This window comes from Pseudohalioglobus lutimaris (assembly GCF_002866825.1).
In the GTDB taxonomy this organism is placed as follows: Bacteria; Pseudomonadota; Gammaproteobacteria; order Pseudomonadales; family Halieaceae; genus Halioglobus; species Halioglobus lutimaris.
On the sequence record NZ_PKUS01000028.1, the window covers coordinates 39,835 to 64,365 of the forward strand.

The window sequence follows — 24,531 nt, forward strand, 5'->3', positions numbered from 1 at the left end:
ATGCGACTGAATACCCTGAGCCCAGCGCCAGGTGCCAGGAAAGAAAGTAAGCGTGTCGGGCGCGGTATCGGGTCTGGCAACGGTAAGACCGCTGGCCGTGGTCACAAAGGACAAAAGGCACGCTCTGGCGGGTCGGTTCGCCCCGGTTTCGAGGGTGGCCAGATGCCCCTGCAGAAGCGTCTGCCCAAGTACGGTTTTACTTCGCGCATAGCGCGAACTACCGCGCAGATCCGTTTGTCTGAGCTCGCTGCAGTAGAAGGCGAAGTTGTTGATCTGGATGCGTTGAAGAATGCTGACCTGGTGAAAGACAACGTAGCACGTGCGCGCGTTTTCCTTTCCGGTGAACTGACCAAAGCGCTGACGGTAAAAGGGCTCGCCGTAACTAAAGGTGCGCGCGAGGCTATCGAGAAAGCCGGCGGGAAAGTCGAGGACTAGATGGCCCAGGGACAGCTGCCTTCAGTAAACAAAGCAGGACTAGGCGAGCTTTTTGCTCGCCTTCGTTTTGTTTTACTGGCAATTATCGTTTACCGCATCGGTACTCACATTCCGGTGCCCGGTATAGACCCGAATCAGCTGCAAGCACTGTTCAACCAGAACCAGGGGACTATCCTGGGGCTGGCAAACATGTTTTCCGGTGGCGCGCTGGAGCGAATGAGTATCCTCGCTCTGGGTATCATGCCTTACATCTCTGCCTCGATTATCATGCAGTTGATGTCTGCCGTGACGCCTCAGTTGGAACAGCTCAAAAAAGAGGGTGAGTCTGGGCGCCGTAAGATCAGCCAGTACACACGCTACCTGACGGTGTTGTTGGCAGTTATCCAGGCGACCGGCATGACCGTTGGCATGGCAAACCAGGGAATGAGCTATGACACGTCCCTGCTGTTCTATGTGATTGCCATTACCTCACTGGTAACCGGCGCCGTGTTTATGATGTGGCTTGGTGAGCAGATCACAGAGAAGGGTGTTGGTAACGGGATATCGCTGTTGATCTTCGCTGGTATTGTGGCGGGTCTGCCCTCAGCGATCGGTCAGTCCCTGGAGCAGGCACGTCAGGGTGAGCTTAATATTTTGTTCCTGCTGGCTATTCTCGCGTTTGCGGTGCTGATGATTTTTGCAATTGTCTTTATCGAGCGGGGTCAGCGTCGCATTACGGTCAATTACGCCAAGCGACAGCAAGGTAGAAAGATGTATCAGGCGCAGAGCTCGCACCTGCCCCTGAAGGTCAATATGGCGGGTGTAATACCGGCTATTTTTGCCAGCAGCATTCTGCTCTTCCCGGCGTCAATCGCGCAGTGGTTCAGCAGTAGTGGCGGGGCCGATTGGTTACAGGATCTGGCCGTGGCGATTGGTCCAGGACAGCCGTTGAACATTTTGTTGTTCACCGTATTTATTGTGTTTTTCTGCTTCTTCTACACGGCGTTGATGTTCAACCCGCAGGAAGTTGCGGACAACCTGAAGCGATCGGGAGCGTTTGTGCCTGGTATTCGCCCAGGTCAGCAGACTGCTAATTACATTGATGGCGTGCTGACTCGGCTTACCGTATTTGGCTCCGCGTATATCGCGATTGTGTGCTTGATTCCGCAGTTCCTGGTAGTGACGGCTAACGTCCCGTTCTACCTTGGCGGTACATCGCTGTTGATCGTGGTGGTCGTGGTAATGGATTTTATGGCCCAGGTTCAGAGTCACCTGATGTCGCACCAGTATGACTCGGTGATGAAGAAGGCCAACCTGAAGAATTATGGTGGTAGCGGTCGCGTTCGCTAGGCGATCTGCGCTGCAACAACGGAGAAAAGGGAAGATGAAAGTACGTGCATCAGTAAAGAAGATCTGCCGCAACTGCAAGGTTGTGCGCCGTAAAGGTGTCGTGCGGGTGATCTGCAATACAGATCCGCGCCACAAACAGCGCCAGGGTTAATCCCCGGGCACGGTTGATTTTTAGTAACGATATCGCTAAAATGCCGCGCCTTTCGCGCAGCCCTTATCGGATTCAAGTTGAAATCCAAAGTAAATCAGGGGTTTGCGGAATGTGTCGTAGAGCGAAGATATTAATTGGAGAAAGTTGAATGGCTCGTATTGCCGGGGTCAACATACCTGACAACAAGCATGCTGTTATCTCACTGACCTACATCTTCGGAGTCGGTCGTACTACAGCAAAAGAATTGTGTGCAGCAACCGGAGTGGCTGAAAACGCCAAGGTCGGTGAGTTGTCAGAAGAACAGATGGATGCTCTGCGCGGAAAAGTCGCCGAAATGTCCGTGGAAGGCGACCTTCGCAGGGAAGTCTCCATGAACATCAAGCGACTGATGGACCTCGGTTGCAACCGTGGCCTGCGTCACCGTCGCGGCCTCCCGCTGCGTGGTCAGCGTACCAAAACCAACGCGCGTACCCGCAAGGGCCCGCGTAAGCCGATTCGCAAGTAAGGATTCGACCACAGCGTCTCAATCCAGCGAATCCTTTTTTAGTGTAGCTGCACCCGAGTGCAGTGTTGATATTAAAGCAGGAAATACGATATGGCTAAGCCAGGTGCCAAAAGCACTCGTAAGAAAATTACCAAGACTGTTGTCGATGGTATCGCGCATGTTCACGCGTCCTTCAACAACACCATCATTACTATCACAGACCGTCAGGGTAATACCCTCAGCTGGGCCACAGCAGGTGGTTCAGGATTCCGTGGTTCTCGCAAAAGCACACCGTTCGCAGCCCAGGTTGCTGCAGAGCGTGCAGGCGAAGCTGCAAAGGAATACGGATTGAAGAATCTTGACGTACAGGTGAAGGGGCCCGGCCCGGGTCGTGAGTCAGCAGTTCGCGCTCTGAACGCCTGCGGTTACAAGATCAGCAACATTACCGACGTTACGCCGATTCCCCACAACGGTTGTCGTCCCCCCAAGAAACGTCGCGTATAACGCTTAGAGGAAGAACTAGTCATGGCTCGATATATTGGACCCAAGTGCAAGCTCTCCCGTCGTGAGGGAACAGACCTGTTCCTGAAGAGCGGTGTGCGTGCCCTGGAAAGCAAGTGTAAGCCCGAAGCTGCCCCCGGCCAGCATGGTGCCCGTCGTGGTCGCCTGTCTGATTACGGTGTCCAGCTGCGTGAAAAGCAGAAGGTGCGTCGTATCTACGGTGTGCTCGAAAAGCAGTTCCGCAATTACTACAAAGAAGCGGCCCGCCTCAAGGGCGCAACAGGTGAGAACCTCCTGCAACTGCTGGAGTCCCGTCTGGATAACGTTGTATACCGCATGGGCTTTGGTTCGACCCGTTCCGAATCACGTCAGCTGGTCGCCCACAAGGCGATTCTGGTGAATGGGCAGGTGGTAAACATCGCCTCATACCAGGTAAAAGCCGGAGACGTCGTAGCACTGCGTGAGAAAGCCAAGAAGCAACTGCGTGTGCAGTCTGCATTGGCTCTGGCTGCACAGCGCGGCGAACCCGAGTGGATTGAAGTAAACGCTGAGAAGATGGAAGGCACGTTCAAGTCTGTGCCCGACCGTCAGGATCTCTCTTCCGAGATCAATGAAAACCTGATAGTCGAGCTTTACTCCAAGTAAACCACTGAAGGATTAACCTACATAAAGGTGCCCCGTATGCAGAGTGCAGTGAATGAATTTCTGACCCCGCGCGTCATCAACGTTGATGAAAAGAATGCCACGCGCGCCCAGGTAACCCTGGAACCCCTTGAGCGTGGCTTTGGCCACACTCTGGGCAACGCCTTGCGTCGAATCCTGCTGTCGTCCATGCCCGGTTGTGCGATTACCGAGGTGGAGATTGACGGTGTTTTGCACGAGTACAGCGCAATTGAGGGCGTTCAGGAAGATGTGATCGAGATCCTGCTCAACCTCAAGGGTGTTGCGCTGGTCATGAGCGGCAAGGACGAGGCTGAACTGACCCTGGTCAAGAAAGGCCCGGGCGTGGTGACCGCAGCGGATATCCAGGTTGATCACGATATAGAGATTCGTAACCCGGATCACGTGATCTGTCACCTCAACGGTGACAGTGAGATCAACATGAAGCTCACCGTAGCACGAGGTCGCGGCTACTCTCCGGCTGATTCCCGGGAGAATCCTGAAGAGGAAACGCGTTCTATCGGTCGGCTGCACCTGGATGCCACCTTCTCACCGGTTCACCGTGTCTCCTACGTCGTTGACGCAGCTCGTGTTGAGCAGCGCACTGACCTGGACAAGCTGGTTCTTGACCTGGAAACCAACGGTACGATTGACCCTGAAGAGGCGATCCGTCGCGCGGCAACCATTCTGCAGCAGCAGTTGGCGGTCTTTGTAGACCTGGAGAGCGAATCCGAGTCCGAGTCGGTAGAGGAAGAGGATGAAGTTGATCCTATTTTGCTGCGTCCCGTGGACGACCTGGAACTGACGGTTCGCTCCGCGAACTGCCTCAAGGCCGAAAATATATATTACATCGGAGACCTGGTGCAGCGCACCGAGGTAGAGCTGCTGAAGACGCCGAACCTGGGCAAGAAGTCGCTTACCGAGATCAAGGATGTACTGGCCTCTCGCGGTCTGTCTCTGGGCATGCGCCTGGACAACTGGCCCCCGGCGAGCCTGAAAAACGATGACCGGGTATTGAGCGCCTGAGCTCCTCGTTCAACCAGATAGTAGTGCTGAGATAGCACCCTTTAATATAGGATAGGAAAAATGCGTCATCGTCAAAGTGGACGTCAGCTGAACCGCAACAGTTCTCATCGCAAGGCCATGTTCCGCAACATGACCGCCTCGCTGGTAGAGCACGAGTTGATCAAGACCACCCTGCCCAAGGCGAAAGAGCTGCGCAGCTATGCTGAGCCGCTGATCACCCTGGCCAAAAAGGACAGCGTCGCCAATCGTCGTCTGGCTTTTGATCGGGTTCGTGACAAGCAGGTTGTAGGCAAGCTCTTCAATGAGCTGGGTCCTCGTTACCAGGAGCGCCCTGGCGGATATATCCGTATTCTGAAGTGTGGCTTCCGGGCCGGCGACAAAGCGCCTATGGCGTACGTCGAATTGGTAGACAGGCCGCAGATCGAGGCGCACGACGACGAGGATTGATCCGGCACTCAGTTGCCAGACATAAAAAAGCCGGGCATCGCCCGGCTTTTTTATGTCTCTAGTAACATGCGTCCTGTTGCTAGTCCCCTGCTGGCTTTGTGGTCAGGCTTACTCCTCCAGGCTATCGCGCCAGCTTTGAAAAGCCAGGTCCCTGAACCTCTCACCTTTTTTCAGATCAATACACTGTACGACCGAAGCAGCTTCCTCGACATTGTCCTTGTCGGTCACGGCGTTGAGGCCTATAACGCCTCGTCTCGCGTCTTGCCGGGTGTAGGTCTGTAAAGAGACTAATCCTCTTGCGCCAGAGCTGCTTACTACCTGGCACTCGAACTTATTGTCAGGCCAAATACGCTCTGCAGAGGCGCCTGTCGCGGCGAGGAGGCAGAATAGGCCTATGGCGGTGTTGATTGGCTTTAGCATGATCGAACCCTCTCGGTTTTTGCTTACCAGCAATTATTCAGGTCAGAACCGGTGGCTGTTTTAGCGCCGGTCGAATCGAGTATTAAAGTAGTGCAGCGGGTGTCGTTGGCCTGGGCGCCACCGGCGACCGGTGTTGCTGTCAGCACGTAACAACGCTGAATGGTACCGGCGGCGCAGGCTGCTGCATCTACTGTGTAGTGACCTTCCTCCGATACCATCGGATCCGCACCAAAGCCAAGCTCAGTCATGTTTAACGTATAAGTACTGCGGTCGAGCATAAACTGCTCCTGCCGGTTGGACGCATCCAGTAGTGCTGCCTTGGCATCGGCACGGCGACCCTTCTCCAGACTGCTGTTGTAGGAGGGCAGGGCGACTGCCAGCAGAATGCCCACAATGACCACAACGATCATCACCTCCATCAGGGTGAAGCCTGCGGCCAGGCCCCCTGCCGGGCGTCCGGCCAGGGGAGGGCGGTTCAGTCTGGACGTGTTCACTAGTAATCCTCCTGGAACCAGTAGTTGCCGTAGGGCGCCCGCAGGAACTCGTTGACGTCACAGACACCGCCGCTGCAGTCCACTTCTCCGGGCTGATTGACGCTGGTTGCCGGCGTGCCGGGAGGCAGCAGTACACGGATCTGGCCATCGTCACCGAAGTGCACGGAAGGTGTATCCGGGATGATACCGCCGAGGTTGATGGTACTGCGGTCACCCTCATAGAGGTCGATTACGTAGAGCAGGCCGGTTCCCGCCTGTGGCTCGCAGACGTTGATGTCATTGAGCAGGGTGGACGGGGTGAAGGTGGTGGCAAAAATCCGACCATTGATAGTAAGCGTTTTTGCCAGGCTCTTTTCACCGGCGTTTGCCAGATCAAGGCGCCACCCATTGGCCAATCTCAGAGCCTCTTTGGCTGCAGCTTTCTCCGTATCCGTGCCATTGGTCAGCACGTTGTCGGTAATGTTGTACAGGTCCGAATCGGAGTACGGCTGGCCACAACGGAAGTCGAAGAAATCTGGATCTGAACATTCCGTGGTGGTCGGTACATCCGTGGAGTAGGGCACCGTTCCCCTGTCCCGAACCATGTACAGGCTATTGTCCACATCCGTCGCATTGGGGTTGGTGCGATCGCCGCTGCCGATGACGACTGCGTCTACCGCCTCACCGTCAAAGCGCACTCGCACGACGTCAGGCGCATTGAAGAAACGACGGTCTGTCGGAGCGGTTCCGCCATTGAAGTCTCCGAGCTTGCTGATAAACCAGGTGTCCTGGGTCGAGGTGGGGAGTGTGTTGCCCGGCAGGTCGATACGCCACAGGTTGCCACCGGTGTCGCCGAAGTAAATGCGATCGGTTAACTCGTCGCCATTACTGTCCAGTACCGTGACATCACCGGGTACAGAGTTCAGCAGCCCGGTTTCAGACATGTTGTTGGCACTGTTGGCACCCGGCGTAACGCTCCATATCAGGGCGCCGGTTTGCGCATCAACAATGAAAACACCGCGGCCCTGGCTGTCTGCACTGCCTACTCCCGAGCTATCCTTGTTGGTGTCGTAGCCGGCGCCAAAGATCAGTACCGGTTTGGATACACCATTCCCGTCGACGTAGCCCGGGATACGCGTCACCTTGGGCTCCGACCAGGACTGACCCAGCTCACCAAAGCCGCTGACATCTGGTCCGATGCGCCACATGAATGAAGGTGTATTCGGATTGGTGACGTCCAGGGCGTAGTAGGAGCTGCCGCCCCGGCGCATGCCGAAGTAGGCCCAGGCCTTGTCACCATCCGCTGCCACGATGGTGCCATCGGCGTTAGCGTCATAGGTATAGGCTACGGGCGTGAGGTCCATTCCGTATACATGGTCGCTGGATACCGCGTCCCTGCGTCGCAGCGGCAGTATAGAGGCCAGCTCCTTGGGGAAGAACGCCCAGCTCTCCTGTCCATCGAGGCTCTTGAACATGTGTACAAAGCCCGAATTGCTGCCGACGATTATGCGCAGGTCCGGATTAGCCACCGTGTAGACGCCGCCTGTTGCACCATAGTTAAGCACCAACGGCTGGCTGTGCAGGATATCGCCCAGTATCCAGCTGCGCGGATTGTTGGTGTTGTCGGTATTGGCGTCGCCTTCCCGGTTGTAGGCATCATAGCCTTGGGCCCATCTGATTTGCTGGGTAAAGGCAGCAGATGTGGAGGCCCCGAAGATATTGTAGAGCGCAGCGTTGCTAACGGCACCCATGGCCGCGGCATCGATATTGGTCGTATTGAGGGCTTCCAGAGCGCCATTTACGCCGGTGTCGATATACAGCGATCGCCCACTGGGATTGCGTGCGGCCAGTAAAGCGCCTACCCCGCCTTCTTCAACGGTGCCGCCATCCTGACCGGTCCCCCAGAAGGTAACGGCGGTCGACTTGATGTCACCGGTATCGGTGTCAACCGCAGCGTTGCCGTTGGCATCAACCAGTGTGGCCGTGCCGTTGTCGATATCCAGCTTCAGTTTCTTGATGTTGCCTACCCAGTCAACGCTTTCACCGGGCTTGAACATCGCATAGAACACTTCATCCCGACTTTGTGTACGGGTGAAGGTGTCAACCGCTACTGCCGGAGAGGTAAAAGTGGTGTCCCTGGAGAGGATGCTCACCAGGGCGCCCTGGAAGGCTTCGGTCAGTTCTGCGGCATTCTCCGCTGTGTAGTACTCACCCTTACCCTTGTCAGCTGTGTCCTGAAGCAGCTGCTGGTCGGTGTCAAAGCCGATCGTGTAGGTAATACCGAACTGGTCACCATTGGTGGTGTCGCCGTCGAGATCATTGGTGGCCATGTACTCGGCGAGGTCGGGCATGCAGTTCTTGATGAAGCCGTCTTCACTGTCGTAGTTGCCGCAGGTGGTACCTGTAAGGGTTTCGATCTCATCGTTTGCATCGGTGTCATCATTGGGAAGACCGTCAGTCATGATGATGACGTAGGTGTAGGCGCAGTCACTGTTCGGGGAGACATAGCTGCCACCGCTGATCGCTGCGGTGTCAACCGGCGCCTCATCGTGTCTCCAACCATTGCTGGTGGTGTTCCATGAGGCCTGGCCTGAGTACTTGGGGTTTTCTCCAGCAAGGTAGAGATAGGCCTCGTAGGTGGATTCACACAGCGGGGTAACCCCCGCCGGTTCAAGGCCATCCACCAGGTTCATCAGGTTGGTGCGGTCGTTCGCCGTCATGTCCTGGATGATACGCTGGGTAACGCGTCCGCCCTGGCTGCGGTTGAACTCCAGCAGGCCGAAATCGATACTGGTGTTGGTATCAATGATGGTGGTGATTACATCCGCCGCGATATCGATTTTGGATCGCGCTTGCACCAGTGAATCGTCATGCCACCAGTCCATGTAATGCGAAGTGTAGAAGGTATAGGCGGTGTTTCCCCAGTCCACGTTGTTGTCCACGGACGTGTCGTATTCATTGCCGTCAGTCGCGTTAGCTTGCGGGAAGCCATCTGCCTGGCCGCTGCCGTTGTCCGGATTGGTATTGTTCACATCGTCAAGGCATTCAACGTGTGGAGGTGTGCGCGCATTGCTGGAAAGTCCACTCCAGCTTCCGGGTATCGTGGTGTCTGCTTCGCAGGTTTCCACTTGCGGGCCGGAGTACTGCCATTCGGTAGTCTCTGCGAGTTCCGGGTCGGTCACCTCCTCAAAGCAGGCGTCGTAGCGATTGTTGCTGCCAGGGGGGTCGACGATAAGACGGCTCAGCCCGCTGGGGCAGTTATTGCCGCTGTCATTCTGGCGGTAAATCCAGCCGGTAAGCGGGGCGGCGCTGGTCTGCCATTCATAGCAGCCGTCGTTGTTGCCCCCGGGAGGGTCTACATAGATGAGGCTGTTGGGGCAGCTGTTATTGCTACCATCGTTCTGCACGCGCACCAGCTTTGCTGCGGGTGCCGTGGTGGTAACCTCCAGGTAGCAACCAGCATTGTTGGGCCCTGCGGGGTTGCGGTAGGTGGTGCCGGTGGGGCAGGCAGTGGTGCATTGACCCTGCTGAATAGACGAGTTCACCCAACGGCGGGCGCGTTCGGGAGTGAAGCGGCCAGCGTCATCAAGGCTGTCGTAGGAGGAAGCACACCGGTTCTGCGTTGCAGCAAAATAATTGTTGCTGCCGGTTCCCGGGACGCTGCCATCGGTTGACCAGTAAATACGGTTGGCAGACACACTGCTGTTATAGGTTGCATTGGGGTCGTAGGGAGGACGCTGCTGGTCGATCTCGCCACGCATACTGCCCGAGTCATCGAACACGATCAATACCTTGGGTCTGGAGCCCGTAGCGGCATTGTATTCCGCCTGGTAGATCTCGGTATCGTCCGCCGATACAGGGCCAGCAGCCGTTGCGAGTAGCAGCGAGGCTGCAATTGTGGCACCTGTGAATGCACTGAAAACCCGGTTAACCATGGAACTATCCTCCACAACTTGCGGCCCATGCTGGGCCTTGCGTTGAGTTGTTTCTGTATGTTTAGCCATTGCCGCCAATCACCGTTTTGACCACGCCCAGCTCAACCCTTGTGCGGGCTTTTCCCGGAAGGTCGTGCTCGGACTCGATGCGGTAATAATCACAGTCCAGCAAGCCGATACTGGTGCCGCCTCGGGAGGCGAGTGGCCGTGGACACGCGCGTGCGACAGCTATCAGGAACACATCCACGTCTATTGGCACATCGTTCGGATCTGCCGCCATGTTGCGCAGTGGATGGGTTCCCATGCCGGCGAAAGGCTCATCAACCAGGGCCTGGCGCTGGAAGGGGTCCTGCGCGGAGCCAGCCAGCCCCAGCGTGGCGTAAATGCCGGCCTCGGCGACCTGAAAGGACTGATAGGCATCCTGCATATTGGCTGACATCTTCAGACCCAGTGAACTGTTATTGGCAGCCGTGATGCTGATAATCGTAACCACCAGCAGAAACAGCAGTGAGGTGACGAGTACGACACCCTGCTGGTGCTGTGTTGAACGGTTCCTCATATTCATCAGGCGCCTCCTCGCAATACCAGTCTGGGATTGCGCAGGGTAATTTCAGTGTGCAGCAGGACTCTGCGAATGCCGTCTGCAGGGGTGACAGAGATATCACCCAGCCGGTAGGTTTTTTCATTGGTGTAACTGGGGTCGACGTTTTGGCTGCGTAACAGTACGAAGGCCTGCAGCGAACTCACACTATCCCATGCATTGGCAGTCTGAACTGCCGCCAGGTCGTCGATGGTGTCAACGTCGCCATCGTTGTCGCTGTCGAAGCCGAACAGAAAGCGCATATTTTCCACGCCCTGAACCAGATCCTCGTTATCAATGCCCATGGCGGCGCCGTTCCAGGCCAGCACTTTGCGGCTCAGTGTCGGGCCGGTGGGGTTGTTCCTCACGTAGAAAATCTGCAGGCGATAGGGCCAGGCTACGCCAAGGGCAAACTCATTGCCTGCGCGCACGTCTGGCGGTGTATCAGCACCATCGAGAACAATGCCGGTCTCGCTGTTGGAAATGACGTAAGCTGTCTCGTTGTCCCACTCGCCCGCGGGAAATGAAATCACACCATCCCTGGGCGCATTGGGGTCTTCGGGATTGGCATCGTAGAGGGGACTCGGTACCACGCCTTTGATGACCAGTACGTCGGTATTGGGCATAGCGTCGTCAATGCAGCCCAGAATGTTGGCACTGGTTGCGCGCATTGCAAAAAACGCATCGTCTGTGTTGTAGGCTTCTGCAGGGGCTGCGCAGTCCCCTGTGACCGCCCCCAGGGCCCCGTCCTCACGGATGTCCGCGGGCGCAGCACCGCCGAAAAAGCCGACATGCTTGGTGGCGTAGTTAAGGACCTGCAGGGCGAAACGACCATTCTCGGACACGGCCGCCACCTGCTCAACCTCAGTCAGGGAGTTCTTTGATGCAAGGTATACAGAAATGGCACCGCCGATGATGATCAGGCCTAGCACCATGGCCACCATAAACTCCACCAGGGAAAAGCCCCGGCTGGAGTGAGTGTCTGTTGGCGTTATAAGGCTGCGAGTCATATTTCTGTCTCATCGATAAGATAGCTGTTCATCACCACTTGTCTGCGCGTCCGGTCGGTATTCGCCGCCGCGCCGCCACAAACGGTACCACCTGCGCCTACCGCATCAATCGTGTCGCGCAGCCCTTGCCACTGCAGGGTTACACTGACAATGCCGGTATTGGTTTTACCCGCATCGGCGGTGAAGCTGATGCAACCGCGCAGGCCGCTGATGATGTTTGTGCTGGTGGTGGTTCCGCCGTTGGTCACGGTAACAGACGTACCGTCCAGCAATTGCTCCCAGGCCCAGCGGTCGTGTGTCGCCAACTGTACGGGGGTGCAAGTGGCAGACGTGCAGTTCGGGTCGGGCTGACTAGTGATGGAGCCGTTGCCCAGCGGGTTTTCGAAGCCGGTCGCGCCGGTTCGGTAGGTGACTACACCGGCGGGGTTTCGTCGAATACGCTCAAGAATATCGTCCGCCAGGGAAATGGCCCGGGTGCGCTGAACCGTTTCGTGCTGCGATACTTTGGATATGGCCAGCAGGCTGACCACGCCCAGTATGCCAATAGCCAGGATAACGCCGGCGATCAATGCCTCGATCAGGGTCACGCCATGTTGCTGTCGACGCGATGGGTACCTTTTCATGTCAGCAGCCGACATTTGCGCCTCCGGCATCGTTCACGATGTCATCGCCGTCAGTGTCCATGGCACTACGCACAGATCCCACTGGATTTAAAATCAATGCGCGCGCATTCCCGGCACCGCGTTCGTCGCAGAAAGTAAAGGTGCCCTGGGAGTTCAGGGCGTCGCCCCTGGGTGTGAAGCGAACGAGATTGTTGGCGTTGTCAAAGCTCAGGATCGCCTCTACGCCGCGTGCTTCGTATTGGATGATCTCTTCGTCCGGGTCATTGGGGTCGGGCACAGTGTCTCTGTCAGTATCGACGAAACTCATATACCCGGGTAGCCAGTTTGGCAGTGCTGCATTGCAGGTCACCCCGTCAGATGTCGGGCAGACTACTACCCGGGCGCGCCTGGCCATTGCCTCGGAGCGTGCGTTACTCAGTGTCGCTCGCAAAGCATAAACTTCGGATAGTGATCGGTTGTTTAGAATCAGTGCCTGATAGCCAGGTGCCGCGAGAACCAGAATGGCGCTTAGCACGACAATGACTACCATGAGTTCCACCAGGGTAAAGCCCCGTTGCTGGTCCTTTGTGGTTGCTGTGATCTGGTTTTTCAAAAAAATGACTCTCGTGCTGATTTACTCACCACTCCCAGTCTAGGTATCGGTACGCTGCAAGCAATAGGCCTTCCGATGAATGGATGCACTGGGGGATAAACGGTATCTGCCGCGCGGGAAGTGAGAACAACTTCACATTGAAAATCGGCATTTGTCAGCTCCCACGCGTTTGCCATTAGGCTGGTTTGTGACTGTCATTGGGCATTCAGGCAGCATCGGCACGCGGCAGTGGTGCGGCATTGTGTGAACCAGTGCGCACTTTGGGTAACAGGGATTTAAGCTTCAAAAAGAATGCGACTAGTATTACCTTCGAAGCCTGTGGCACGTCGCCATAGAGGAAATACAGTTGAGGTGGTAGCAGATATATGAGCGCAAAGCGTCAAAGTGATCATCAAGAGCGTACCTGGTTTCGCGCTGATCGCTTCTTCCAGCATGAAGGTAAATGGTACTTTCATACCCGCGAGGGAACGTTGGAAGGGCCCTTTGGCGACAGGTTTTCCGCGCGCGAGCGCATGGAGGCCTATGTTATGGCCATGAACTCAGGCATGCTGGGAGTCATTCAGCAGGGCGAGGCCGACTGGGACCTGCTACCGCTGGACTGACCTAATCTGCCCCGAGCGCGCCGGCGTTAGCGGGCGCCTCTCAGGCTGCGCGCTTACGTTTCTTTGCCAACATGGGGCCAAGGAATTTGCCGGTGAAGGACGCTTTGGTTTTTGCCACATGTTCTGGTGTCCCCTGTGCGATAATCTGACCACCGCCCGACCCGCCTTCGGGGCCGAGATCCACTACCCAGTCAGCTGTCTTTATCACGTCCAGGTTATGCTCAATAATCACCACGGTATTGCCATGGTCACGCAGCCTGTGCAGCACTTCCAGTAATTGCTTGATGTCTTCAAAGTGCAGGCCGGTAGTTGGTTCATCGAGAATATAAAGCGTTTTACCCGTATCGCGCTTGGAAAGCTCCCTGGATAATTTTACCCGCTGGGCTTCGCCGCCGGACAGGGTGGTTGCGGCCTGGCCCAGACGCACATATGAAAGACCTACATCCATCAGCGTCTGTAATTTTCTGGCTATAGTGGGGACGGGTTCAAAGAACTCCAGGGCATCTTCAACTGTCATCTCCAGTACCTCGTGGATGCTCTTGCCCTTGTAGCGGATCTCCAGCGTTTCACGGTTGTAGCGCTTACCTTTGCACACGTCGCAGGGCACGTAGATATCCGGCAGGAAGTGCATCTCTACTTTGGTCACGCCATCTCCCTGGCAGGCCTCGCAGCGACCACCCTTGACGTTGAAACTGAAACGGCCGGGTTTGTATCCGCGCGAGCGCGCTTCCTGGGTGCCTGCAAACAGATCTCGAACCGGCGTAAAAATGCCTGTGTAAGTGGCCGGGTTGGAGCGCGGTGTACGGCCTATAGGGCTCTGGTCGATATCAATGCATTTGTCGATATGCTCCATGCCGGTGATGCTCCGGTGGGCGGCGGGGGTCAGCGTGGTTGCCCCGTTCAGTTCGGTAGCGGCAATGGGGTATAGCGTGCTGTTGATCAGCGTAGATTTCCCCGAGCCGGATACCCCGGTGATGCAGGTAAGCAGCCCCACTGGTATTTCCACGGTAACATCCTGCAGATTGTTGCCGCAGGCGCCAGCCAGTACCAACTGCTTTTTCGCGTTCATGGGTGTACGACGGGTCGGTATTTCGATTCTGCGTCTGCCGGACAGGTAATCACCGGTCAGTGACTGCTTGTTGCTGATAATGGACTTTATGTTGCCCTGGGCCACGACCTCACCGCCGTGTACCCCGGCGCCGGGGCCGATGTCGATAATATGGTCGGCGCTGCGGATGGCATCCTCATCGTGTTCAACAACCAGTACAGTGTTGCCCAGATCTCGCAGATGCGTGAGTGTCTTCAGCAGGCGCTCGTTGTCGCGCTGGTGCAAGCCGATGGAGGGTTCGTCCAGTATGTACATCACGCCTACCAGTCCCGCGCCTATCTGCGAGGCCAGGCGGATACGCTGGGCCTCACCGCCGGACAGCGTTTCGGCGCTGCGGTTGAGCGTGAGATAGTTCAACCCCACGTCGACCAGGAAACGATACCGGGCGCGCAGCTCCTTCAGTATTTTGTCGGCAATCTCACCCTTGCGGCCGGCCAGCATCAAGTTGTTGAAATAGTCTTCGGCATCACCCACAGACATGTCCGTGATCTGCGGAAGGGTGCGTTCGTCAACGAACACATGGCGCGCATCGCGGCGCAGGCGAGTGCCACCGCAGTCGGGGCAGGGCTGTGTGGCGAGAAACTTGGCCAGATCCTCACGCACCGACTGTGAATCGGTATCCCGGTAGCGTCGCTCCATGTTGGGAATGATGCCCTCAAATGCGTGGGTACGCTTGAATACGTCGCCACGGTCATTGATGTAGGAAAAAGCGATCTCCTGCTTGCCGCTGCCATGCAGAATTATCTTCTGAAACTTACTGCCAAGCTGGTCAAAAGGTGTGTCGATGTCGAAATCGTAGTGCTCCGCCAGGGAGCTGAGCATATGGAAGTAGTATACGTTGCGCCTGTCCCAGCCTCGGATTGCGCCCTCTGCCAGACTCGCCTCCGGGTCCAGTACAATCCGTTCAGAGTCGAAATACTGTTTTACCCCCAGGCCATCGCAACCGCTACAGGCGCCTGCAGGATTATTGAAGGAGAACAAACGTGGCTCGAGCTCATCAATGCTGTGGCCGCACTCAGGGCAGGCAAAGCGTGCCGAGAAGGCGAGGTCGTCGCCGTCGCCCTCCATGTAGCTGACTGAGGCGAGACCGTCGGTGAGTCCCAGCGCGGTCTCAAATGACTCTGCAAGTCGCAGGCCCAGGTCATCTCTGACCTTGAACCTGTCCACCACCACTTCAATGCGGTGTTTCTTGTTTTTTTCAAGTTTGGGAAGGTCGTCGAGGTCGGTGACAATGCCGTTGATGCGTGCGCGCACAAAGCCTGCCGCGCGAAGCTCCTCAAATACGTGCAGGTGTTCACCCTTGCGATCGCGAACGACTGGCGCGAGGAGCATCAGTTTACTGCCCTGTGGCAGCGCCAGAACAGAGTCCACCATCTGGCTAACCGTTTGCGCCTGCAGGTTCAGCCCGTGGTCTGGGCAGCGCGGGTCGCCGACCCGTGCAAACAACAAGCGTAAGTAGTCATAAATCTCGGTGATGGTGCCCACGGTGGAGCGGGGGTTGTGCGACGTGGACTTCTGTTCAATCGAAATCGCCGGTGACAGGCCCTCGATGTGGTCCATATCCGGCTTTTCCATCATCGACAGGAACTGGCGGGCATAGGTAGAGAGGGACTCCACGTAGCGACGCTGGCCCTCGGCATAAAGTGTATCGAAAGCCAACGAAGACTTACCCGAACCCGACAAGCCGGTGATGACCACCAGTTTGTCGCGGGGAATGTCCAGATCGATGTTTTTCAGGTTGTGGGTGCGAGCCCCGCGAACTTGGATGGTGTCCATTGACATTGATTACCGCAAATTTGCCGAAACAGGAAAGTATATGCCCTCAGTGTTACGCCATGCAAAGATAAACGGACTTCTGGCCTCGCATGGCCGCGTGAGAGGTGAGCTCCGGGCGCATACAGCCCGGTTCGTGACCGGACCAGGCGAGGCTTCGCGATCTATCCGCTTTTACGCGGCAGGCCGCTTCGGGATTGCATGTATCCGACGCCTTTAAGCTGCTATCATTGCGCGCGAATTTCGGGACCCTTATTTGTGATCACAGAACATCCAATGACGCCGCTGGAGCGGCGCACAGTCAGCTCCCTCGCTCTGCTTTACAGCTTCCGCATGCTGGGTTTGTTCATGGTGCTGCCGCTGTTGGCTCTCTATGCCATAGACTTGCCCGGTGCAGACCCGTTGACTATAGGGCTCGCGCTGGGTGTCTACGGGCTGAGCCAGGCGGTTCTGCAAATCCCTCTTGGCTGGCTGTCCGACCGGGTCGGTCGCAAGCCTGTCATTATTGGTGGCCTGGTGGTTTTTGCGCTGGGCAGCATCGTGGCGGCGATGGCAGATAGCATCTATGGGATTGTCGCCGGGCGGGCGCTGCAGGGTATGGGTGCTATTGCCAGCACCATTATGGCTCTGGTTGCCGACCTGACCCGGGAAGAGCAGCGCACCAAAGCCATGGCCATGGTGGGTATGAGCATCGGAATGTCTTTCGCGGTAGCGCTGGTGCTGGGGCCGATTGTTGCCGCAGCCGGTGGTCTCGCTGCTGTATTCTGGTTTACGTCTTTGCTGGCGGTGGCTGGAATGAGTATCGTGGCGTTTGTCGTGCCGACACCAGTCAAAACTGCGGTGCATACCGACGTGGGGGCCAGGCAGGGCCTGTTCATCCGCAGCCTGCGCGACGCAGGCCTGATGCGGCTCAACTTTGCGGTATTTTCCCTGCACTTTATTCTCATGGCGTTGTTTCTGCTTGTGCCCGGTCTGCTCCTGGATGTGGCGGGAATTGACCGGGACAGGCACTGGGTGGTCTATCTGCCCGCGCTGGTGCTCTCTATCGCAGGTATGGTGCCGATGATGATATTGGCCGAGCGCAAGAGTCGTCTGCGGGAAATGTTCCTGCTGGCCATTGTCCTGTTGATGGTGGCAATGGGAGTGATGGTTGCGTTTGATCTGGCTCCGGCAGTCTATGTGGGTATCTGGCTGTTTTTCGTCGGTTTTAACTATCTGGAAGCCACCTTGCCGTCGCTGGTGTCAAAGATGGTATTCTCCGGCGGCAAGGGTACAGCCCTGGGGATTTATGCAACCTGTCAGTTCCTCGGGGCTTTCGCCGGTGGTGCCGTCGGTGGGTGGCTGGTGAAGTCCGTCGGACCGATGGCCATGGTGATATTCAGTATCGGTCTTGCCGCGGTCTGGTTGCTGCTCTTTCTCCCGGGTAATGCCGTATCCACGGGGGCTGCCGCCACTTCGGAATAGGTGGCTCGCCCGCGCTGGTGGAGTCGATGCTGTCTACTGAAATTGAGTGGATTGGATGGTATTCACCCGCCAGTGCTGTCGCAATTGCGGGACGGGATTGCTATAGTCGCGACTCTACCAGAACAAGCGTTTCAATCTGCAAAGAGGTATTTTTATGGCTTCACGTGGCGTCAACAAGGTCATCCTGATCGGCAACCTGGGTAACGACCCGGAAACCCGCTTTTTCCCCGATGGCGGCGCTATAACCAATGCCAGCATTGCCACCTCCGAAACCTGGCGGGACAAGCAGACCGGGGAGCAGAAAGAGCGCACCGAGTGGCACCGTGTGGTGTTCAAGGACCGCGGGAACTATCGTCTGGGCCAGATCGCAGGGGAGTACCTGAAGAAAGGCTCGAAGGTTTTTGTCGAGGGGTCCCTGCAAACGCGTAAGTGGCAGGACCAGTCGGGGCAGGATCGTTACTCCACGGAAATCGTAGCCAACGAGATGCAAATGCTGGACAGTCGCAGCGGTGGCCAGGGAGGCAGTGGCTACGCCGGTGGGGATAGTTTTAATCAGGCCCCGGCCTCCGCGCCGGCCTCAGCACCAGCACCCGGGAAGGGGGCGCCCGCGCAAAGCGCGCCCGCGGCAGACTTTAACGATTTTGATGACGATATTCCCTTCTGACGGTTACCCTGGAATAAACTGCAAAGAATATCCTTATAGATCACACGGTAAGCGAGGGTATATTTTACCGACGGGGCCAGGGCCCGGTGCGCAGTAAATATGATACCTTCATCCTTTTCCTGACAACGGCGGACAGTGCCGCGTGCGCGTACTCATCATCGGTTCGGACAGCCCGCTCGGGCGAGCCCTGACAGAATATATCGAAGACCTGGGCCGCCACGAACTGGTTTGTCTCAGTCGGTCGGCTGCGCGCTGGAAAAGCGAGCGGCAGGCCAAGAAGATGGTGCGCCGGGCGTCCGCGATGGTTGTGGTGGACCTGCGAATGCAGGCCATAGCGGACAGCGGCGAAGAAATGGTCGAGCTGGATGTCAAACGTTGCCAGTGGGTGGCCAAAGCATCCCAGCGGGACGGGGCCTGCCATTTGTTAGTTTCAAGTTCCAGGGTCTTCTCGGGCGAACTGGACCGCCTTTACAATGAGGCGGATGCCCCGGATAGCACTGGAGCGGTAGGCACCATGCTTGCTGCTGCAGAGGAACTGGTACAGCAATACTGCGAACGCCGCCTGATTTTGCGCATGGGCAGGGTGTTTGCCAGTGATGGCGCGAATCTTATCACCCACATGTTGGGTGATATGGTCCGCGGCGAAAACCTGACTCTGGACAATAACTTGCGCGGCTGCCCGGTGGCATCAACAGATGGGGCCCGGGTGATTTCAGCCTTGCTGGATCAAATCAGCGCGGGAGCCGAATTGTGGGGCATCTATCATTACTGCAGTTCAGAGGCAGCCACTTATTACGAGTTTGCGGAGGCGGTCCTCGCTTCGGCATCGCAGTTTTCGGAGTTTGGATCAGAGGCTGTGGAACTCCAGCCACGGTCTCCGGATGCGCACAGCCTCAACCGCTCGCTGGAGTGCAGCAAGATACGCAATAACTTCGCGATCAAGCAGCAACCCTGGCGCAGTGCCATCGCTGACCAGGTCAAACTTTATTTCCAGCAAAAAAATTGAGGAATCCCAATGGCCAAAGCCAAAGATAACGTCGTCCAGCCCCTTGCTGTGGCCGTATTAACCGTATCTGATACCCGTGATGAAGCGGCGGATACGTCTGGACAATACCTGGTGGATGCACTGCAGTCCGCTGGACACCGGTTGGCAGACAGGGCGATTGTTGTTGACGATATCTACCAGATCCGGATGGTGATCTCGCGATGGATCGCCGACAACGGCATCGATGCCGTGCTGGTGACGGGTGGGACTGGCTTTTCTGGCCGTGACTCCACGCCTGAAGCAGTGCGACCGCTGTTCGACAAGAACGTAGAGGGTTTTGGTGAAGTCTTTCGTGCCCTATCGCTCGCGGAAATTGGCTCATCGACCATCCAGTCCCGGGCGCTCGCCGGTTTTGCCAACAATACGGTCATCTTCTGCATGCCCGGCTCTACGGGCGCCTGTCGCACTGCCTGGACGGGCCTGATTCGTGAGCAGCTGGACAGTACGCACGGGCCGTGTAATTTTGTCGGCGTGCTTAAGGTACGGGGTGAGCAAGGCTGATGTCGGGCCTCACACGGCTGGAGGATGCTCTGGCGCAAATGCTCGGTAGCGTCAAGTCGCCCCCCGGTACGGCAACGCGACCCCTGCTTGATGCGCTTGGCGCGGTGCTGGCCGAAGACGTAGTTGCCACCGTGGATGTGCCCCCGGACGACAACAGCGCCATGGACGGATACGCGCTGCGCGCCGCCGACTTGCCGGGGCCGCTGCCGGTCAGTCAACGTATTCCAGCCGGGCAGGTTGGTAATCCGTTGAAGCCCGGTACGGCGGCCAGAATATTTACCGGTGCCGCGACACCGCTTGGGGCGGACGCCGTGGTCATGCAGGAAAACTGCGAGGAAGCCGATGGCTTGTTGACTGTAAACGGTGGTGTAGATCCCGGGCAGAATATTCGTCTTCGCGGCCAGGACATCAAGGCCGGTGAGATAGCGTTGCGTGCCGGCCGCAGGCTAAGGCCGCAGGATATGGGCTTGCTGGCTTCCGTAGGTGTTGATTGCGTCACTGTGTACAGGCCACTGCGCGTGGCAGTGCTCTCAACCGGTGATGAGCTGGTTGAGCCCGGGCAAGGGCCCTTGCAAGCGGGACAGTTGTACAATTCCAACCGTTATACTCTGGCCGGATTAGTTGGCGCACTGGGGATGGAGTGGGTAGATTGCGGCATTATCCGCGATGACGCGCAGGCCACAGCGGAAGCACTGCAGGAGGCGGCTGCAGTAGCGGATTGCGTGATCACCTCTGGCGGAGTCTCGGTTGGTGAAGAGGACCACGTGAAGAGGCAGGTGGAGCGCCTGGGGCAACTCGATCTCTGGAAACTGGCGGTCAAACCGGGTAAACCCCTGGCATTCGGCCGCATTGCTGGAACGCCTTTCATTGGCCTGCCGGGTAACCCTACATCGGTCTTTGTGACCTTTGTCCTGGTGGCCCGTCCCTTTCTGTTGAAAATGCAGGGCGTGGCCGAGGTCTCTACGCCAGTGCTGCTGGCAAAATCCGGGTTCTCAACGGGGCGAGCGGGGCCGCGGCAGGACCATATCCGGGTGTCGCTGGAGCAGAGTGAACTCGGTTTGACCGCGAGGCGCTTCGCGAACCAGAGCTCGGGGGTGCTGAGTTCGGTCAGTTACAGCAATGCCCTGGCAATCGTGCCTCCTGGCAGGGTCATTAGTGAGGGCGATGACGTCGAGGTGCTGCTACTCGATTTACTGACGGGCTGAGACGCCCGGTGAGCTTCTGCGCCTTACAGGCCAGGATATTACGGCGCCCGGGTGCTGCTTGAAAGGCGCACCGGTAACGCGGCTCTTGCCAGTGCTGCGTCAGCCGGTGTACTTCTGAAATACCAACGACGCGTTGGTGCCGCCAAACCCAAAACTATTGGACATGACCCGCTGTAGATCAACGTTCTCCTGACGTTCGATAGCAATGGGTAGGCCTGCCGCCTCTGGATCGAGGTTGTCGATATTGGCCGAGGCGGCAATAAAGCTATTCTGTTGCATCAGCAGCGAGTAAATTGCCTCCTGCACGCCGGCCGCTCCAAGGGAATGTCCGGAGAGAGACTTGGTAGAGCCTACCACGGGAATCTGTCCCACGTCGGCATAGGCTGCTTTCACCGCCTTCAGTTCCTGGATATCGCCGGCTGGCGTAGATGTGCCGTGGGCGTTGATGTAGTCCACGGGGCCGTCCACGGTAGCAAGGGCTTGTTGCATGCAGCGCACGGCACCTTCACCTGAGGGCGCGACCATGTCGTAGCCGTCTGATGTCGCCCCATAACCCACCAGCTCCGCGTAAATCCTGGCACCGCGGGCTTTGGCATGCTCCAGTTCCTCGAGTACCAGCATTCCGCCGCCGCCGGCAATGACGAAGCCGTCGCGGTCCGCATCGTAGGCGCGAGACGCGCGCTCAGGTGTGTCGTTGTATTTTGTAGAAAGGGCACCCATGGCGTCGAACAGGCTGGATAACGTCCAGTGCAATTCCTCGCCGCCCCCGGCAAATACAATATCCTGCTTGTTTAACTGAATTTGCTCCATGGCATTGCCGATGCAATGTGCACTGGTGGAGCAGGCGGAAGAGATTGAATAGTTCACGCCCTTAATCTTGAATGGCGTCGCCAGACAGGCGGAAACGGTGCTCCCCATGGTCTGGGTCACGCGATACGGACCAACGCGGCGAAGTCCGCGGTCGCGCAGTATATCGGCGGCTTCAGTCTGACTGGCGGAGGATGCCCCGCCGGAACCGGCGATAATGCCGGTGCGTACATTGGACACGTCACCTTCATCCAGGCCGGCGTCGGCGATCGCCTGTTGCATGGAAATGTAGGCATAAGCTGCTGCGTCACCCATAAATCGCAGCTGCTTGCGATCAATCATCGAGCGCATGTCAATGTCAGGTGCGCCGGCGATATGGGAGCGCATGCCCATGTCGATCTGTTCCTGACGGATGCTGATCCCGGACTTTCCCTCGAAAAGGGAGCGGGTCACGCTTTCTGTATCATTGCCCAGGCAGGAGACGATCCCCATGCCTGTTACTGCTATTCGTCTACTCATCGTTTCAGAAGGACTCCGTTGACTGGAACAGGCCGACCCGCAGGTCATTTGCCGTGTAGATTTCTCTGCCATCTACCGAAACGCTGCCATCAGCTATGCCCATCACCAGCTTGCGTTCGATAATGCGCTTCAGGTTGATGTTATAGACCACTTTGCTCGCTGTTGGCAGAATTTGCCCAGTGAACTTTACATCACCTGATCCCAGTGCCCGCCCGCGACCTGGATTACCGCGCCAGCCCAGAAAAAAGCCCAGTAGCTGCCACATGGCATCGAGGCCCAGGCATCCCGGCATGACCGGGTCAGACGGGAAGTGACACTCGAAAAACCAGAGATCGGGATGGATATCCAGTTCGGCAATGATTTCGCCCTTGCCGTGGGTGCCGCCCTCAGAGCTGATATGAGTTATGCGGTCCAGCATCAGCATATTGCCAATGGGCAGACGCGCGTTCCCTTCCCCGAAGAGTTCACCGTGACCGCAGGCGATCAATTCGTCCTTGGAGTAGGCATTTTTTCCTGTCATATATTTCTCGTAACGTCTGCTTATATTGTAAGGCGGCAATGAGCGTGCCCATTCTAATACCTGTGCCCGACAAGTCCAGTTGAATCCATGTAGTGTGACCGGGGTCACTAGTCAATCCAGGGGCTCTCCGTTAAGATAAATTGATCGTGTGGTGCCCAGGGGGCTGGTGTACGCGCGGTTACGCTCAAGAGCCCCACCAAAAAAACAAGGATCCAGATGTTAGTACCTGTACTTCTTTCCGGCGGCGTCGGCAGTCGACTCTGGCCCGTGTCTCGAGAGGCACATCCCAAGCAATTCCAGCCACTGGCTGGAGAGCTGTCCATGCTGCAGGAAACGCTACAGCGAACCACCGGCCTGGATGAGGCTGCTCCAGTAGTAGTGTGCAATGAGGAGCATCGGTTCATGGTGGCTGAGCAGCTGCGGCAGGTGGAGATCGCCGCCAGCGCCCTGATACTTGAGCCCGTGGGGCGCAATACTGCGCCTGCCGTGGCTCTGGCTGCATTACACGCAGTTAATGAGGACCCGGATGCTTTGCTTCTGGTGCTGCCGGCCGATCACGTGATTCAGGATGTAACCGCCTTTGTGGAGGCTGTCGGAAAGGCCATGCCCCTGGCGCAGCAGGGCAGGTTGATGACCTTTGGCGTGGTGCCGACCAGTCCTGAGACAGGCTATGGCTATATCAATTGCGGCGCCAGCCTGGGAGAGGATCTCTTCGCTCTGGAGCGTTTCGTCGAGAAGCCGGACGCTGCTACCGCCTCAGCCTATCTGGAGACCGGTAACTATCTATGGAATAGCGGCATGTTTCTGCTTGGTGCGTCTGCTTTTATCGCCGAGCTTGGCAAGCATGCGCCCGGCATCCTCGCCGCCTGTGAACAGGCGATGGAAAGTGCTAGTCGTGACATGGATTTTGTGCGCCCGGATGCGGAGAGTTTTGCCGCGTGTCCGGCAGACAGTATCGACTATGCGGTAATGGAAAATACCAGCAATGGTGGTGTCGTTTCACTGGATTGTGGCTGGAGTGACGTGGGGGCCTGGTCAGCACTATGGGATGTTGCGTCTCGCGATAGCAGCGGCAACGCATGTCGCGGCGACGTATTGCTGGACAACTGCGAGGGTAGCTACTTCTACAGCGATTCGCGATTGGTGGCTGCCACCGGGGTGCGGGATCTGGTGGTTGTGGAAACCGCAGACGCTGTGTTGGTCGCCGATAAAGCGAGAGTTCAGGACGTCAAGCGCATTGTCAATGAGTTGAAAGTGCAGGATCGCCCGGAGGTGTCTCTTCACCGACGCGTCTATCGCCCCTGGGGTTCTTATGAGTCACTGGTAACGTCCGACCGCTTTCAGGTAAAGCGGATTATCGTCAGTCCTGGACAGAAGCTCTCGCTGCAGATGCACCATCATCGTGCGGAGCACTGGATTGTGGTTCAGGGCACAGCGGAAGTGACCTGTGACGACAAGGTTTTCATGCTGGGAGAAGATGAGTCCACCTATATCCCGCTCGGCAACCGGCACCGTCTGGCAAACCCCGGTCGAATCCCCCTGGAACTGATTGAAGTACAGTCCGGTACTTATCTGGGAGAGGACGATATCGTGCGTTTTGATGACCAATATGGGCGCGAGAGTTGAAACGCGCGCTCTCACCCGCATTCAGAGGTAG

At 57.1% G+C, this 24,531-nt stretch carries 25 protein-coding genes; 15 read left to right on the plus strand and 10 right to left on the minus strand.

What is annotated here, in order from left to right; translation table 11 throughout:
- The 8 genes from rplO to rplQ all read left to right on the plus strand — a co-directional run bounded on the left by rplO (position 1) and on the right by rplQ (position 5,033).
- Entirely contained in the window at positions 1–435 is a 435-nt protein-coding gene (gene rplO, locus C0039_RS16660) for a 50S ribosomal protein L15 (RefSeq protein ID WP_076002084.1), read from the plus strand.
- Positions 436–1,764: a preprotein translocase subunit SecY gene (gene secY / locus C0039_RS16665; RefSeq protein ID WP_075998815.1), complete on the plus strand. Its 1,329-nt coding sequence runs from the start codon at positions 436–438 to the stop codon at positions 1,762–1,764.
- A gap of 34 nt (positions 1,765–1,798) precedes the next feature.
- Positions 1,799–1,915, plus strand: a complete 117-nt coding sequence (gene rpmJ, locus C0039_RS16670; protein WP_075998814.1) for a 50S ribosomal protein L36 — start codon at positions 1,799–1,801, stop codon at positions 1,913–1,915.
- Between the two features lie 148 nt (positions 1,916–2,063).
- Positions 2,064–2,420, plus strand: a complete 357-nt coding sequence (gene rpsM, locus C0039_RS16675) for a 30S ribosomal protein S13 (RefSeq protein WP_075998813.1) — start codon at positions 2,064–2,066, stop codon at positions 2,418–2,420.
- A 90-nt stretch (positions 2,421–2,510) separates the two neighbouring features.
- Positions 2,511–2,903 carry a 30S ribosomal protein S11 gene (gene rpsK / locus C0039_RS16680; RefSeq protein ID WP_075998812.1) on the plus strand — a complete coding sequence of 131 codons (393 nt, stop codon included), beginning with the start codon at positions 2,511–2,513 and terminating at the stop codon, positions 2,901–2,903.
- 21 nt (positions 2,904–2,924) lie between these two features.
- Positions 2,925–3,545 carry a 30S ribosomal protein S4 gene (gene rpsD / locus C0039_RS16685; protein ID WP_075998811.1) on the plus strand — a complete coding sequence of 207 codons (621 nt, stop codon included), beginning with the start codon at positions 2,925–2,927 and terminating at the stop codon, positions 3,543–3,545.
- Positions 3,546–3,581: 36 nt separating this feature from the next.
- Positions 3,582–4,586 (plus strand): DNA-directed RNA polymerase subunit alpha, encoded by a 1,005-nt coding sequence (locus tag C0039_RS16690; RefSeq protein ID WP_075998810.1) that lies wholly within the window; start codon positions 3,582–3,584, stop codon positions 4,584–4,586.
- 60 nt (positions 4,587–4,646) lie between these two features.
- The gene (rplQ, locus tag C0039_RS16695) at positions 4,647–5,033 is read left to right on the plus strand and encodes a 50S ribosomal protein L17 (RefSeq protein ID WP_075998809.1); all 387 of its coding nucleotides are present in this window, start codon (positions 4,647–4,649) and stop codon (positions 5,031–5,033) included.
- Between the two features lie 108 nt (positions 5,034–5,141).
- On the opposite strand, the gene C0039_RS16700 is transcribed toward rplQ, so the two are convergent.
- The 7 genes from C0039_RS16700 to C0039_RS16730 are packed head-to-tail and all read right to left on the minus strand — an operon-like array spanning position 5,142 to position 12,666.
- The gene (locus C0039_RS16700; RefSeq protein ID WP_075998808.1) at positions 5,142–5,453 is read right to left on the minus strand and encodes a hypothetical protein; all 312 of its coding nucleotides are present in this window, start codon (positions 5,451–5,453) and stop codon (positions 5,142–5,144) included.
- Between the two features lie 23 nt (positions 5,454–5,476).
- Positions 5,477–5,947: a type IV pilin protein gene (locus C0039_RS16705; RefSeq protein ID WP_198171766.1), complete on the minus strand. Its 471-nt coding sequence runs from the start codon at positions 5,945–5,947 to the stop codon at positions 5,477–5,479.
- On the minus strand, positions 5,947–9,930 hold the full coding sequence (locus C0039_RS16710) for a pilus assembly protein (RefSeq protein ID WP_133126039.1): 3,984 nt from the start codon (positions 9,928–9,930) through the stop codon (positions 5,947–5,949). Before C0039_RS16710 ends, C0039_RS16705 begins: the two co-directional genes overlap by 1 nt.
- On the minus strand, positions 9,923–10,426 hold the full coding sequence (locus C0039_RS16715; protein ID WP_101518727.1) for a pilus assembly PilX family protein: 504 nt from the start codon (positions 10,424–10,426) through the stop codon (positions 9,923–9,925). The genes C0039_RS16710 and C0039_RS16715 overlap by 8 nt, the downstream gene beginning before the upstream one ends.
- Positions 10,426–11,451, minus strand: coding sequence for a PilW family protein (locus tag C0039_RS16720; protein ID WP_101518728.1), 1,026 nt, complete (start codon positions 11,449–11,451; stop codon positions 10,426–10,428). Before C0039_RS16720 ends, C0039_RS16715 begins: the two co-directional genes overlap by 1 nt.
- Complete coding sequence (gene pilV, locus C0039_RS16725) at positions 11,448–12,089, minus strand: type IV pilus modification protein PilV (protein WP_165787170.1); 642 nt, start codon at positions 12,087–12,089, stop codon at positions 11,448–11,450. The genes C0039_RS16720 and pilV overlap by 4 nt, the downstream gene beginning before the upstream one ends.
- The gene (locus C0039_RS16730; RefSeq protein WP_101518730.1) at positions 12,076–12,666 is read right to left on the minus strand and encodes a GspH/FimT family pseudopilin; all 591 of its coding nucleotides are present in this window, start codon (positions 12,664–12,666) and stop codon (positions 12,076–12,078) included. The genes pilV and C0039_RS16730 overlap by 14 nt, the downstream gene beginning before the upstream one ends.
- A 365-nt stretch (positions 12,667–13,031) precedes the next feature.
- On the opposite strand from C0039_RS16730, the gene C0039_RS16735 reads away from it, so the two are divergent.
- Entirely contained in the window at positions 13,032–13,268 is a 237-nt protein-coding gene (locus C0039_RS16735; RefSeq protein WP_075998801.1) for a DUF6316 family protein, read from the plus strand.
- Between the two features lie 40 nt (positions 13,269–13,308).
- On the opposite strand, the gene uvrA is transcribed toward C0039_RS16735, so the two are convergent.
- Complete coding sequence (gene uvrA / locus C0039_RS16740; protein ID WP_101518731.1) at positions 13,309–16,152, minus strand: excinuclease ABC subunit UvrA; 2,844 nt, start codon at positions 16,150–16,152, stop codon at positions 13,309–13,311.
- A 255-nt stretch (positions 16,153–16,407) separates the two neighbouring features.
- On the opposite strand from uvrA, the gene C0039_RS16745 reads away from it, so the two are divergent.
- The 5 genes from C0039_RS16745 (at position 16,408) to C0039_RS16765 (ending at position 21,028) form a co-directional block, all read left to right on the plus strand.
- On the plus strand, positions 16,408–17,613 hold the full coding sequence (locus C0039_RS16745; protein WP_232334866.1) for an MFS transporter: 1,206 nt from the start codon (positions 16,408–16,410) through the stop codon (positions 17,611–17,613).
- 154 nt (positions 17,614–17,767) lie between these two features.
- Positions 17,768–18,277 (plus strand): single-stranded DNA-binding protein, encoded by a 510-nt coding sequence (ssb, locus tag C0039_RS16750; protein ID WP_101518732.1) that lies wholly within the window; start codon positions 17,768–17,770, stop codon positions 18,275–18,277.
- Positions 18,278–18,419: 142 nt separating this feature from the next.
- On the plus strand, positions 18,420–19,283 hold the full coding sequence (locus C0039_RS16755) for an SDR family oxidoreductase (protein ID WP_075998797.1): 864 nt from the start codon (positions 18,420–18,422) through the stop codon (positions 19,281–19,283).
- Positions 19,284–19,292: 9 nt separating this feature from the next.
- Positions 19,293–19,823 carry a molybdenum cofactor biosynthesis protein B gene (gene moaB, locus C0039_RS16760; protein ID WP_101518733.1) on the plus strand — a complete coding sequence of 177 codons (531 nt, stop codon included), beginning with the start codon at positions 19,293–19,295 and terminating at the stop codon, positions 19,821–19,823.
- The gene (locus C0039_RS16765; protein ID WP_101518734.1) at positions 19,823–21,028 is read left to right on the plus strand and encodes a molybdopterin molybdotransferase MoeA; all 1,206 of its coding nucleotides are present in this window, start codon (positions 19,823–19,825) and stop codon (positions 21,026–21,028) included. The genes moaB and C0039_RS16765 overlap by 1 nt, the downstream gene beginning before the upstream one ends.
- A 99-nt stretch (positions 21,029–21,127) precedes the next feature.
- On the opposite strand, the gene fabB is transcribed toward C0039_RS16765, so the two are convergent.
- Together fabB and fabA are read right to left on the minus strand one after the other, a co-directional pair.
- Positions 21,128–22,354, minus strand: coding sequence for a beta-ketoacyl-ACP synthase I (fabB, locus tag C0039_RS16770; protein WP_075998794.1), 1,227 nt, complete (start codon positions 22,352–22,354; stop codon positions 21,128–21,130).
- 4 nt (positions 22,355–22,358) lie between these two features.
- On the minus strand, positions 22,359–22,874 hold the full coding sequence (gene fabA / locus C0039_RS16775) for a 3-hydroxyacyl-[acyl-carrier-protein] dehydratase FabA (protein ID WP_075998793.1): 516 nt from the start codon (positions 22,872–22,874) through the stop codon (positions 22,359–22,361).
- 216 nt (positions 22,875–23,090) lie between these two features.
- Here fabA and C0039_RS16780 point away from each other — a divergent pair, with 216 nt between their 5' ends.
- Complete coding sequence (locus C0039_RS16780; RefSeq protein ID WP_075998792.1) at positions 23,091–24,500, plus strand: mannose-1-phosphate guanylyltransferase/mannose-6-phosphate isomerase; 1,410 nt, start codon at positions 23,091–23,093, stop codon at positions 24,498–24,500.
- Positions 24,501–24,531: the final 31 nt, after the last annotated feature.